Genomic DNA, 12625 nt, shown 5'->3' on the forward strand with positions numbered 1-12625 from the left:
TCGTCAATGACTTGAATATGCACGCCCCCGATCAAGACGCCGCCACCTCGGTCAGGACCGCGGTCCTCGACCGGGCCCATCTCGGCGATATCCATGGTGCACTCGGCAGCATCGCCGAGGATGATGTCGCGCCCCGCGCGACATTCGCGGCACGGATGAAGACGCTACTGGCGATCGTCGGCCCCGGCCTGATCGTGATGGTCGGCGACAATGATGCCGGCGCGTTCGGCACCTACACCCAGGCCGGCCAGAACTACGGCACCACGCTGCTGTGGACGCTGCTGCTGCTGATCCCGGTGCTCTATGTCAACCAGGAGATGGTGGTGCGGCTCGGCGCCGTCACCGGCGTCGGCCATGCGCGGCTGATCTTCGAGCGTTTCGGCAAGTTCTGGGGCGCCTTCAGCGTCATCGACCTGCTGGTGCTGAACGCGCTGACCATCGTGACCGAGTTCATCGGTATCACGCTGGCGCTCAGCTATCTCGGCGTCTCGCAGTTCTGGGGCGTGCTGGCATCGGCCGTCATCGTGATGGCGGCGGTCTCGACCGGTGACTTCCGCCGCTTCGAGCGGTTCGGCATCGTGCTGGTCGTAGGCAGCCTGCTGCTGGTGCCGGTCATCCTGATGGTGCATCCGCCGGTCGGGCAGATCGCGGCGGACTTCTTCGTACCGAAGATGCCCGAGGGCGCCAAGCTCAGCGAGGTGATGCTGCTGATCGTTGCCATCGTCGGCACCACCGTGGCGCCGTGGCAATTGTTCTTCCAGCAGAGCTACATCGTCGACAAGCGGATCACGCCGCGCTTCATCCGCTATGAGCGGCTGGACCTGTGCATCGGCATCGTGCTGGTCGTGGTTGGCGCGGTCGCGATGATCTCGTTCTGCGCGGCGGTGTTTGCCGGGACGCCGGAATTCGGCAACTACACCGACGCGCTGGGGACCGCGGTCGGACTTGAAAAATACGCCGGGCGGCTGCCGGCGGTGCTGTTTGCCCTCGCACTGCTCGATGCCTGCATCATCGGCGCGGCCGCGGTCTCCCTCTCCACGGCCTATGCGATCGGCGACGTGTTCGCGGTCAAGCACTCGCTGCACCGCAAGCCGTGGGACGCCAAAGGCTTCTATGGCGTCTATTGCGGGCTGATCGTGCTGGCCGCCACGCTGGTGCTGACGCCGGGCACACCGCTTGGGCTGCTCACCAACGCAGTGCAGACCCTGGCCGGCGTGCTGCTGCCGAGCGCGACGGTATTCCTGCTGCTGCTCTGCAACGACCGTCACATCCTCGGACCCTGGATCAATTCGACCAGGCTGAACCTGTTCACCGGCGCGGTGGTCGCGGCGCTGGTGATGCTGTCGGTGATCCTGACCGCTGCGGTGCTGTTCCCCGACCTCGGCGAACAATGGATCATCGGCATCCTGATCGGCGGCAGCGTGCTTGCGCTCGTCGTCACCGCGCTGGTCAAGCTGTACGAGATGTCGTCGCGCCGCAACGCGTCGTTCCGCTTCAAGCACCAGCCGCCGCTGTTCAACCGCGACACCTGGCGGATGCCGCCGCTCGATCGGCTGCCGCCGGCGCGGCTCAGCCCGCTGAGCCGGATCTGGATGATCGTGCTGCGCGGCTATCTCGTGGTCGCCGGCGGGCTGGTGCTGCTGCGCATCTTCCAGCTGGCCACGGTGGGCGCGTGACCGCAGCCACGCCGGGCCGCTTCCGGCGATGGGGCGCGATCGTGCTGCTCAGGATGGCAAGCGCCATCCTGCGCAGCGCCACCGCGCTCTACCTGAAACGCACAATCTCGGGCGCCGAGCTCCGCGCGGCGCTCTCAGTGGCGCGATCCTTCGAACGAGCCGGCGCGTCGATCGTGCTGGGACGATGGTCGCGGCCGGAATTCACCACGACAACGAAAGCTAAAGACGATGACGGCATCGAATGAACGGCGGGCGCTCGACCTGACTGCCACACCCGCGCAGCCAAATGAGGTGAACCGCGCAAGGGGCCTTGCCCTGTTGCACGACTGTCATAGAGGCAGTGCACACCGGGAGGCACCCGGGACACCTCAGCTGCAACTGCGAATTATTTGCAACAAAATGCGGACGGTGCTAGGTGCTGGTCTGGTTTTGGATGGGACGGTACGGATCGGACCGGGGATGGCGGGCAATGACTTCAAATCTCGGGTGGCAAGCGGCCGTCAAATCTGGCGTGATGGCAGGGAATACCTCCAACCGCCCGAGGGGCAACGCCGCATGACCCGCGTCCGCCTGTTCCGGGCTCCGATCGTCGCCGGGGCAGCGCTCGGCGCGGCTGCCTTCGGGACGCCCGCGGCGGCGGCCGACATGGCGGTGAAGTCACCGGCCATGACCGCAGTCTACAACTGGACCGGCTTCTACGTCGGTGGCCATGTCGGCTATGGCGACGGCAGCCTCGGTCCCGATACCAATCCGCTTCCCCTGCAAGGCGTGTTGCTCCCGCACACGGTCACGGGCGGGGTCGGCGGCTTCCAGGTCGGCTACAATCACCAGTTCGCCAACCGCGTCGTGCTCGGCGTCGAGGCCGATGCGACCTTCGTCAGCCCGGTCGACCTGCCGCGCCGCACGCTCGGCCCCTTCAACGCCTCGATCGATTATCTCGGCACCGTGCGTGGCCGCGCCGGTTACAGCTTTGGCAGCTGGATGCCCTATATCACCGGCGGCTTCGCCTGGGGACACACCCAGGTCAGGGTCAATGACGATTCCGGCAACGTCGTCTCCGAGCCTGGACAGTACCAGACCGGATGGACCGCTGGTATCGGCGCCGAGTTCGCGCTGAGCGGCAACTGGACCGCCAAGATCGAGTACGAATATGTCGACCTGTCGCGCCGGACACTCGGGCTCAATGATTTCGGCATGCCCGGTGTCACCATCGACCCGCGGATTCATCTGCTGAAATTCGGCCTGAACTACCAGCTCGGCGACTCGCCATGGTCGGCGACGCCGACCCAGCCGCGGCTGCCCGACTCCGACAATTGGTCGATCCATGGCCAGACGACCCTGATCGGACAGGGCTACCCTGCCATTCGTTCGGCCTATGCCGGCACCAACAGCCTTCCGGCCGGTGGACAGGTGCAGCAGACCTGGACCACGACCGCGTTCGTCGGCGTCAAGCTTTGGGAAGGTGGCGAGCTCTACTTCAATCCGGAAACCGCCCAGGGCTTCGGCCTCAACGGCACGCTCGGCATCGCCGGCTTCCCGAACGGCGAAGCACAGAAGGCCGGCGCCGAGTATCCGAGGATCCGGCCGCAGCGCTACTACATCAAGCAGACCTTCGGCTTCGGCGGCGAGCAGGAAGACGTCCCTGACGGCCCGAACCAGATCGCGGGCAAGCGCGACATCGATCGCCTGACCCTGATCGTCGGGCGGTTTGCGATCGGCGATTTCTTCGACGGCAATTCCTACGCCAAGGACCCGCGCGCCGATTTCATGAACTGGGCTATGTGGGCGTCCGCCGCCTATGACTTCCCGGCCGACCTGCCGGGCTATACCCGCGGCGCGGTGGCCGAGCTCAACCGCAAGGATTGGGCGGTGCGCGCCGGCCTGTTCCAGGTGCCGGACGCACCGAACAGCGACGTCCTGACCTTCAAGACCGGCGGCGCCGTCGTCGAATTCGAGGGGCGCTATTCGATCTTCGACCAGCCCGGCAAACTGCGCGTCGGCGTGTTCGGCAATCGCGGCTTCACCGGCAATTACAGCCAGGCGCTCGCGATCGTGGCCAGCGACCCGACGCTCGACATCAACGCGGTGATGGCGAGCATCCGCAAGGACAATCTGAAGTACGGCTTCTACCTCAATGCCGAGCAGCAGATCGCGACCGATGTCGGCCTGTTCGGCCGGCTGAGCTGGAACGACGGCCAGAACGAGATCCTGTCATTCACCGACATCGACCGCAGCCTTTCGGGCGGTGTGTCGATCAAGGGCAGCCGGTGGGGTCGGCCGGACGACACCATCGGCATCGGCGGCGCAATCAACGGACTGTCGGCCTCGCACCGTGATTACCTCGCCGCCGGCGGCCTCGGCCTCTTGATCGGCGACGGCGCGCTCAACTACCGCAACGAAGGCATCTTCGAGAGCTATTACGCCTACTCGGTGAACAAGCACCTGACGGTGACGGCGGACTACCAGTTCATCGCCAACCCCGCCTACAACGCCGACCGCGGCCCGGTGCACATCTTCTCCGGCCGCCTGCACGGCGAGTTCTGAGTCTGCTGTGGCGGCGTCAGCGGATCGGCAAAAGCCGGTAATATGATGCCGCCCCCGCCGGGCAATTGACGCCGCAGCCGACGATCCGGCCGCAGACAGGACTGCGACATAGTGATGCCGCAGTCACAGCTCCTGACGGAAAAAGCCAATGTTGCTGGTGCGTGCGATGCGAACGCTTCGCACGACCTTGCTCATGCAAATCCTTTGCAAACAGATCGGTTGACGCTCTTCGGCGATCTCCATATTTGCGGCGTAACGGAGCTTCGGACCGCTCTCGCGCAGGCTTCATCGGCAGCTTGCGCGATTTCGGGTTGCATCGCTCGCATACTGCTGCCGGGGAGCAACCATGCTGAATGGCATTGTCTACTTCATCGTCCAGACACTGATCCTCGATCCTTTGCAGACCGAGATTTCCAACCGCCTCGTGAGGGCGGGCGTACCGCCGCAGACCGTCGCTGAGATCACCGAGTGCACGAAGTCGTCGCTGCCCGCGGCAGTGCGACGTGCAACGGAAGATCCGCAATGGGCGGTCGTGGTCGCGCTCGACGTCTGGCTGGCGAGGAAGACGCCGGAACAGATTGTGCAGGAGGCCGCGCCCTCCTGCAAACCCGCGATGGATTCGGCACGATCCTATTTCGGCAAGGGAGCCGTATGATGTTCAGGGTGATCGACGAGCCGATACCTGTCCGTGCGCCCGGACGCAGCCTCGATCGTTCGCTCAAGATTGCGATCGGAAGCTTCATCGTCAGCGCTTCGGTGTTCGCGATCAAGTACATCGCGTATGTGATAACCGGAAGCGTCGCGCTGTATTCGGATGCGATCGAAAGCATCATCAACATCACGACCGCGGCGGCCGTCATCATTGCAGTCAAGATCGCGGCCAATCCGCCTGACGCCGAGCATCCCTACGGTCATCATAAGGCCGAGTATCTGTCCGCCGTCGTCGTCGGTGTCATGATCGTCGCGGCCGCGATCGCCATCATGAAGGAGGCGTATGGAGGCTTCGTATCGCCCAAACCGATCGAGTCGGCGGGCCCCGGTCTGACCGTCAGCATAATAGCAACCGCGTTCAATCTGAGCTGGAGCCTGTTCCTGATCCGTCAGGGACGGATCCACAAGTCGGTGTCACTGGTCGCGGACGGGAAGCACCTGATGGCGGACGTGGCGACGTCCGTCGGCGTCCTTGTCGGCGTTGTCCTCGTCGTCGTCACGGGCATCATCGAACTCGATGCCGTGATCGCAGCACTGGTCGCCCTCCACGTTCTGTGGAGCGGCTGGGCGTGATTCGCGAAAGCACCAGCGGGCTGCTCGACGAATCCGCGCCCGCCGAGGATGTCGCGGAGATCAAGGAGGCGATCGCCCGCAATGCGGACGGTGCGATCGAGGCTCGCGGCCTGCGGACGCGCCACGCCGGCAAGGCACTATTTGTCGAATTTCAGCTCGTCGTACCAGCTGAAATGAGCACCGGGCGCGCGCACGAAATCTGCGATCGAATCGAAGCGGGAATCAAGGACCGGTTCGAAGGAGCGATGACGACGATTCACGTGGAGCCGGAGGAGCGGGCCACGCACGACAACGCGGCCGTCCAATCAGAGTGAAGTCGCAGCAACCGAATCCAGGGCATCAGGATTGACGTGCGCATGAATCCCGGCCTGCTTCATCCGGGCCATTGGTTCCCTGCAACACCTGACGGATGGGATCGGGCAGTCATCCTCTTCCCACTCAAATATATGTAGCCCCCCCGGGCTTGCCGCAAGCCCGGGGTCATCCCGTAGAAAGCGCGCCCAATCGATCGAACCGAGGGGATGCGAAATGCGGGAACATGATGTGGTGATTGCCGGCGGAGGGCCGACCGGGCTGATGCTGGCGGGCGAATTGATGTTGGCCGGGATCGATGTCGCGATCGTCGAGCGGCGGGCGAGCCCGGATCTCACCGGCTCGCGGGCGGGCGGCCTGCATGCGCGGACCATGGAGGTGCTCGATCAGCGCGGCATCGGCGATCGATTCGTCGCGGCGGGAACGCGCCATCCGGCGGTGCTGTTCCACTCGCATCTGGTTCCGCTTGATATCACCGACTTTCCGACCCGGCGCAATTTCACGCTCGGGCTGTTCCAGACCCGTATCGAGCGCATTCTCGGCGAATGGGTCGGCGAGCTCGGCGTGCCGATCTATCGCGCGTGCGACGTCACCGGTTTCACGCAGGACGAGGCCGGCGTCGATGTCGCGTTGTCGGATGGAGAGAGCATCCGGTCACAGTATCTCGTCGGCTGCGACGGCGGCCGGAGCATCGTCCGCAAGGCGGCCGGCATCGAATTCGCCGGATGGGATCCGACCAGAAGCTGGCTGATCGCCGAGGCCGAGATGTCCAGCGAACCGCAATGGGGCTTTCGCCAGGACGACACCGGCACCTATGCGATCGGCAAGGTGGAAGACACCACGCGCGTGCGTGTGGTGCTGACCGAGCGGCAGCTCGGCACCGAGAGAGAGCCGACCCTGCGCGACGTCAGTGAGACGCTGGCCGCCGCGTATGGCACCGATTTCGGCATCCATGATCCGGTCTGGATCTCGCGCTTCACCGACATGACCCGGCAGGCGGCGACCTATCGCAGGCAGCGCGTGCTGCTGGCCGGGGATGCCGCCCATGTGCATCCCCCGATGGGCGGACAGGGCCTCAATATCGGCGTACAGGACGCGGTGAATCTGGGCTGGAAGCTCGCCCAGGTGGTCAAGCAGATATCGCCGGATAGCCTGCTCGACAGCTATCAGGCCGAACGACATCCGGTGGCGGCCCGCGTGCTGCGCAACACCATGGCGCATGTCGCGCTCAGCCGCACCGACGCGCGCAGCAAGGCGCTGAACGAGGTCGTCTCCGACCTATTGCGCATGGACGAGCCGCGCCGCCGATTTGTCGCGATGATGTCGGGCCTCGACCTGCACTACGATCTCGGCGATGGCCATCCGTTGCTCGGACGCCGGATGCCGGATCTCGACCTCGTTACCGCGAACGGTCCCGTACAGCTCTTCATGCTGCTGCACTGGGCGCAACCCGTGCTGCTCAATTTCGCCGCGCCGAACCGCGTCGATATCGCCGGCTGGACCGATCGCGTTCAGTCGGTCGATGCCGGCTACGCCGGCCCGTGGGAGCTTCCCGCGATCGGAACGGTGCCGGCACCGGCCGCCGTGCTGGTCCGGCCCGACGGCTATGTGGCGTGGGTCGGCGAGCAGGCGCAGACGGGGCTCACCGAGGCACTGACCAGATGGTTCGGCGCGCCGCTTGGTTGATAGAGTTCTTCGTCATGGCCGGGCTTGTCCCTGCCATCCGCGTTTTCCTGGATCACCCAAGACAAGGACGCGGATGCCCGGCACAAGGCCGGGCATGACGGGATCGCACAAGAGTGCCTGATTTCTTCGCCCGCGCCCTACCCCGCCGGCTGGAACGAATCCGCGCGCGCCATCGCCCAGGCTTCGCGGAAGCGCGGATCCTGCGTGCCTTCGAGCAACTCGCCCGGGCGCAGCGCCGGGTAGAGTTGCGCGAAGGAGCGGACGTCGGTGGTCGAAGTCCGCTGCGAGAAGTGGATCGGGCGCAGATCCTGGGTATGCTCGAGGCCGGCGGCCGCGAGCAGCTCGGTCAGTGCGTGCAGGGTCGAGTGGTGATAATTGTACACCCGCTCGCTCTTGTCCGGCACGTAGAGCGCGCGGTTGCGAACCGGATCTTGCGAGGTCACGCCGGTCGGGCAACGATCGGTGTGGCAACTCAGGGACTGGATGCAGCCCAGCGCGAACATGAAGCCGCGCGCCGAATTGCACCAGTCGGCCCCGATCGCCATCGCGCGCGCCATGTCGAAGGCGGTCGCGATCTTGCCGGAGGCGCCGATCTTGATCCGGTCGCGCGCGCCGATACCGACCAGCGCGTTGTGGACGAAATTGACGCCCTCGCGCATCGGCATGCCCAAATGGTCCATGAACTCCAGTGGCGCCGCGCCAGTGCCGCCTTCGTTGCCGTCGACCACGATGAAATCGGGATACAGCCCGCTCTCCTTCATCGCCTTGCAGATCGCCAGGAATTCCCAGGGATGGCCGATGCACATCTTGAAGCCGGCCGGCTTGCCGCCGGACAGCTTCCGCATGTTGGCGACGAATTCCATCATCTGGATCGGTGTCGAGAATGCCTTGTGATAGGCCGGCGAGATGCAGTCCTCGCCGAGCGGCACGCCGCGGATCTTGGAGATCTCCTCGGAGACCTTGGCGGCCGGCAGCACGCCGCCATGGCCGGGCTTGGCGCCCTGGCTGATCTTGAGCTCAACCATCTTGATCTGGTCGTCGCTCGAGACCCGCGCGAACTCGTCCGGATTGAAGGTGCCGTCGCGGTTGCGACAACCGAAATAGCCCGAGCCGATCTCCCAGATGATGTCGCCGCCCATCTCGCGGTGATACGGACTGACGCCGCCCTCGCCGGTGTCATGGGCGAAGCCGCCCTTCTTGGCGCCGGCGTTCAGGGCCCGCACCGCGTTCGGGCTCAACGCGCCAAAACTCATCGCCGAGATGTTGAAGACCGAGGCCGAATACGGCCTGGTGCAATCGGGGCCGCCGATGGTGATGCGGAATTTCTCGTCGGCTTTCGGCTTCGGCGCCACCGAGTGGTGCATCCACTCATAGCCCTCGCGGTAGACGTCCTCCTGGGTGCCGAACGGCCGCTTGTCGAGCACCATCTTGGCGCGCTGATAGACCACCGCGCGGGTGTCGCGCGAGAACGGCATGCCGTCCTTCTCGCTCTCGAAGAAATACTGCCGCATCTCGGGGCGGATTTCCTCGAGCAGGAAGCGGACATGCGCCGAGATCGGGTAGTTGCGCAGCACTGCGTGGCTCTTCTGCGTGAGGTCGCGGATACCGAGCAATGTCAGCGCGCCGAAGATGACCAGCGGGATCAGGACGATCTTGAAGACCTTGTGATCGAAAATCCCGACCAGCAGCAGCAGCGCGGTGACGACGGCGCAGATCGTCAGCACGATGAAGCGCGGCGAGAACGGAAGCAGCATCGTGTCCATAGAACCCCTCAGCCGGTCTGCCTGGATACCCTGTCGGTCGCGAGCCTAATCCAACTCGCGGAACCAGCGCTACACGGTAATACGGCCGGTCGGTCACAGATGTGACAACCGCCCGGATGGGCGGGTGCGAGCGCCATGATCGTTCAACTTAATCCCTATTGCAGTGCAACGAAGTCGGCCGCGCACTCGCTGGTGCTCCCTCGCCCCGCTCTTGCGGGGAGAGGTTGAGAGCCCCCGACCTCAATGGTCGTGCGGCTGCAATTCGTGCGGGATGTGGCCCGGCTTCAGGCCGTCGCTCGCGAGCCATTCGTTGGTGGTATCGCGCGCGCGTGCGATATGGTCCGCAGTCCGGGTGAAATCGTAGGGCGAGCCGACCAGCGGACAGAGCGGCGGCACCACGAAATACTCGACGTCGGGGCCGATATTCTCGAGCTCGTTGACGAGTTGCCGCGCGATCAGCAGCGTCAGCGCATGCAGCGCGTTGGCAAGCGCACCGACCGGCGGCGCCTGATTGGCGCAGGCGTGTCCAGTCGGCAGCACGATCAGGCGTTTCGCCCCATGCTTCACGGCGACGCGGACCGGTGTGTTGCTGGAGATCGCCCCATCGGCCAGGAAACGATCGCGGTAGTGCACCGGCGTGAACGCCCCGGGGATCGCGGTCGAGGCCACGATCGCTTCCGCCGCCGAGCCTTCCGACAGCACCACGCTGTCGCCGCTGATGATGTCGGTGGTGACGATGTGGATCGGCATCCGGGCGTCCTCGAGATTGCGGAACGGGATGTAGTCGTCGATCAGACGGCGGATGCCTTCATGCGAGATCAGGAAGTCGCGCCGCCACAGGAAGCTCACCAGCGTCCGCCAGGTCACCGGAAACACATCCTGCCGGGTCAAATGGCGCCAGATGTCGGCCAACCGAGCGACGCCCGAGACGGTGGGATCACCGGCATAGAATGCGCCGTTCAGGGCGCCGACGCTGGAGCCGACCACCATGTCGGCAACGACGCCGTGTGCGGCCAGCGCCTGCAGCATGCCGACCTGCACCGCGCCAAAGCTGCCGCCGCCGGCGAATACAAACGCAGTCTTCGGCGCATCCGGATTGGTGATGGACAAGCTGCGGCTCCTCGGGTCGCCGCGTTCGGGAAACGGCTGCGCGGCGTTGGGAGGGTTATAGCAAAGGAAAAACGGTGCACGCCACCTGCACAGCCGTCGTCCAGGCGAAGGCCAGGACCCATAACCACAAATGCTAAAGGCTGGAGCCCGATGGGGCCCCAGCCTTCGCAAAACAGAGAGTGGTGGTAATGGGTCCTGGCCTGCGCCGGGACGACACCGATTAACGCTCGACGAACGCCTTCTCGATCACGAAGTGACCGGGCGTGTTGCCGCTGCCCTCCTTGAAGCCACGGGTCTCGAACAGCTGCTTCAACTCTTCCAGCATCGCGGGGCTGCCGCACATCATGATGCGGTCGGTCTCGATGTCGAGCGGCCCTTGATGCAGGTCGGTGAACAGCTGGTTGGAGGTGATCAGGTCGGTGATGCGGCCGCGGTTACGGAACGGCTCGCGCGTCACGGTCGGATAGTAGGACAGCTTCTCGGACAGCATGGGCCCGAACAGTTCGTCGTCGCGCAGCTTGGCGACCAGCTCCTCGCCATAGGCGAGCTCGGAGACCTGGCGGCAGCCATGCACCAGGAGGATCTGGTCGTAGCGATCATAGACCTCGGGGTCCTTGATCAGGCTCGCGAACGGCGCAAGGCCGGTGCCGGTCGACAGCAGCATCAGCCGCTTGCCGGGAATCAGGTTGTCGGTGATCAGCGTACCGGTCGCCTTGCGGCCGACCAGGATGGTGTCGCCCTCGCGGATCTTCTGGAGCTTGGAGGTGAGCGGGCCGTCCTGCACCTTGATCGAGAAGAACTCGAGCTCTTCCTCGTGATTGGCGCTCGCCATCGAATAGGCGCGCAGCAGCGGCCGGCCATCGACCTCGAGTCCGATCATGGCGAACTGGCCATTCTGGAAGCGGAAACCGGAATCGCGGGTGGCTCGGAAGCTGAAAAGCGTATCGGTCCAGTGCTGAACGGAAAGAACCTTCTCTCGATAGAACGCGCTCATGTGTTTTCGTTTTCTCGATTGACCAGATTTAGAATGGTTTGATTTAGACTGCCCGCGACGACGCAAAAGTGGCCGAAATCATTGAAGATCTCGCGTGTCCATTGCGCCTATGGGAGAGATAGTCAAGATCAACTGGCGTGCAATTGCGATCTCAGAATGGCAGTCGTTCGATTTCGCGCGGAGGTTCAACCACGACATCGTTAACACGCGGCGACGCGCGTAATATACTTGCCGAGATCAGCGCCGATCTGGCAATTAATTGCTGCGAAGTCAGCAACAAAGGGAAAATGATCTCGTGGTTCTGATCAGCCAGCGAATCTTCCTGGAAACCATCAAAAAATATTGCCTCGCGCACGATATCGCGATCGAGATCAGGTCCGGCGGCTGGCTGCTCATCATGACCAGGGGCAACGAGCGACGGCTCGCGATCGGTTACGACATCGGGCTGAACAGCGCGGTCGCGCATCAGGTTGCCAATGACAAATCGGCCTGCGCTGACGTGCTGGCGTCGGCGGGCGTCCCCGCCCTTCCGCACACGCTGGTTCTCGGCGCAAAGCTCAGCAAGCACATCCCGGGATCGGACTCGCTGGACGCGATACAGCTTCTGCTGGACAGGCATCCGCTCGGGCTCGTCGTCAAACCCAATGCGGGGACATCAGGCGAGCTGGTGTTTCGGGTGACGACCCGGGCGCAACTTGAGACGGCGGTGGCGCGCATCCTCGCCGCGCATCCGAGCCTTGCGATCTCGCCCTATGTCGAGATCGAGGACGAGGTGCGCGTCGTGCTGCTCGATGGGCGCGCGCTGATTGTCTACGGCAAGACCCGCCCGTCGGTGGTCGGCGACGGCGTCCATTCATTGCGCGCGCTGGCGCGGGCGGCGACGACCGAAGATCAATTCAAGATCATCACCACGGAACACGACGTCGCCGCGCTCGACGCCATTCCGCCGCTTGGTGAGCGGCGGCTGTTGAACTGGCGGCACAACCTCGATGCCGGCGCAGAGCCGGTGCTGCTTGCAGATGGCGCGGCACGCGAGGCCTGCGTCGCACTGGCCATCAGGGCTGCACAAGCCGTCGGCATTCGCTTCGCTTCCATCGACGTGGTGCGCGCCGACGGTGCGTGGAAAATCCTCGAAGTGAACGCCGGCGTGAAGATGGAAGCGCTGGGCCGCCGCCATCCGGAATTGGTCGAGGCAGCCTATGGCTCCGCCCTCGACTGCCTGTTCGGCTGAACAACGCAACCGAGGTGCGACCGTC

At 64.5% G+C, this 12625-nt stretch carries 11 protein-coding genes; 8 read left to right on the forward strand and 3 right to left on the reverse strand.

The window, feature by feature from the left end:
• Positions 1 to 17 precede the first annotated feature (17 nt).
• From CWS35_RS03585 to CWS35_RS03610, 7 genes are all read left to right on the forward strand, one after another.
• Complete coding sequence (locus CWS35_RS03585) at positions 18 to 1676, forward strand: NRAMP family divalent metal transporter (protein WP_100955990.1); 1659 nt, start codon at positions 18 to 20, stop codon at positions 1674 to 1676.
• Entirely contained in the window at positions 1673 to 1921 is a 249-nt protein-coding gene (locus CWS35_RS03590; protein ID WP_100950808.1) for a hypothetical protein, read from the forward strand. Before CWS35_RS03585 ends, CWS35_RS03590 begins: the two co-directional genes overlap by 4 nt.
• A gap of 310 nt (positions 1922 to 2231) precedes the next feature.
• Entirely contained in the window at positions 2232 to 4220 is a 1989-nt protein-coding gene (locus tag CWS35_RS03595) for a carbohydrate porin (protein WP_100950810.1), read from the forward strand.
• Positions 4221 to 4566: 346 nt separating this feature from the next.
• A complete protein-coding gene (locus tag CWS35_RS03600) occupies positions 4567 to 4875 on the forward strand; it encodes a hypothetical protein (protein WP_024581588.1) in 309 nt (102 codons plus the stop codon).
• Positions 4875 to 5504 (forward strand): cation diffusion facilitator family transporter, encoded by a 630-nt coding sequence (locus CWS35_RS03605; RefSeq protein ID WP_371682833.1) that lies wholly within the window; start codon positions 4875 to 4877, stop codon positions 5502 to 5504. The genes CWS35_RS03600 and CWS35_RS03605 overlap by 1 nt, the downstream gene beginning before the upstream one ends.
• Positions 5501 to 5818: a cation diffusion facilitator family transporter gene (locus tag CWS35_RS40545; protein ID WP_371682834.1), complete on the forward strand. Its 318-nt coding sequence runs from the start codon at positions 5501 to 5503 to the stop codon at positions 5816 to 5818. Before CWS35_RS03605 ends, CWS35_RS40545 begins: the two co-directional genes overlap by 4 nt.
• Positions 5819 to 6032: 214 nt before the next feature.
• The gene (locus CWS35_RS03610; protein WP_100950812.1) at positions 6033 to 7502 is read left to right on the forward strand and encodes an FAD-dependent monooxygenase; all 1470 of its coding nucleotides are present in this window, start codon (positions 6033 to 6035) and stop codon (positions 7500 to 7502) included.
• Positions 7503 to 7639: 137 nt separating this feature from the next.
• On the opposite strand, the gene CWS35_RS03615 is transcribed toward CWS35_RS03610, so the two are convergent.
• From CWS35_RS03615 to CWS35_RS03625, 3 genes are all read right to left on the reverse strand, one after another.
• Complete coding sequence (locus CWS35_RS03615; protein WP_024581585.1) at positions 7640 to 9265, reverse strand: FMN-binding glutamate synthase family protein; 1626 nt, start codon at positions 9263 to 9265, stop codon at positions 7640 to 7642.
• Between the two features lie 240 nt (positions 9266 to 9505).
• Positions 9506 to 10375 carry a patatin-like phospholipase family protein gene (locus CWS35_RS03620; RefSeq protein ID WP_024581584.1) on the reverse strand — a complete coding sequence of 290 codons (870 nt, stop codon included), beginning with the start codon at positions 10373 to 10375 and terminating at the stop codon, positions 9506 to 9508.
• 220 nt (positions 10376 to 10595) lie between these two features.
• Positions 10596 to 11369, reverse strand: a complete 774-nt coding sequence (locus CWS35_RS03625) for a ferredoxin--NADP reductase (RefSeq protein ID WP_050630970.1) — start codon at positions 11367 to 11369, stop codon at positions 10596 to 10598.
• A 295-nt stretch (positions 11370 to 11664) separates the two neighbouring features.
• Here CWS35_RS03625 and CWS35_RS03630 point away from each other — a divergent pair, with 295 nt between their 5' ends.
• A complete protein-coding gene (locus CWS35_RS03630) occupies positions 11665 to 12600 on the forward strand; it encodes a RimK family alpha-L-glutamate ligase (protein WP_100950814.1) in 936 nt (311 codons plus the stop codon).
• The last annotated feature ends 25 nt before the right edge of the window (positions 12601 to 12625 follow it).

Origin of the sequence: Bradyrhizobium sp. SK17 (assembly GCF_002831585.1) — a bacterium.
Taxonomy (GTDB): domain Bacteria; phylum Pseudomonadota; class Alphaproteobacteria; order Rhizobiales; family Xanthobacteraceae; genus Bradyrhizobium.

What these genes read in the sequence shown, in the direction of transcription:
- CWS35_RS03595 (WP_100950810.1), top strand. Translation starts at nt 2,232, where the DNA reads ATGACCCGCGTCCGCCTGTTCCGGGCTCCGATCGTCGCCGGGGCAGCG.
- CWS35_RS03610 (WP_100950812.1), top strand. Translation starts at nt 6,033, where the DNA reads ATGCGGGAACATGATGTGGTGATTGCCGGCGGAGGGCCGACCGGGCTG.
- CWS35_RS03585 (WP_100955990.1), top strand. Translation starts at nt 18, where the DNA reads ATGCACGCCCCCGATCAAGACGCCGCCACCTCGGTCAGGACCGCGGTC.
- CWS35_RS03605 (WP_371682833.1), top strand. Translation starts at nt 4,875, where the DNA reads ATGTTCAGGGTGATCGACGAGCCGATACCTGTCCGTGCGCCCGGACGC.
- CWS35_RS03615 (WP_024581585.1), bottom strand. Translation starts at nt 9,265, where the DNA reads ATGGACACGATGCTGCTTCCGTTCTCGCCGCGCTTCATCGTGCTGACG.
- CWS35_RS03625 (WP_050630970.1), bottom strand. Translation starts at nt 11,369, where the DNA reads ATGAGCGCGTTCTATCGAGAGAAGGTTCTTTCCGTTCAGCACTGGACC.
- CWS35_RS03600 (WP_024581588.1), top strand. Translation starts at nt 4,567, where the DNA reads ATGCTGAATGGCATTGTCTACTTCATCGTCCAGACACTGATCCTCGAT.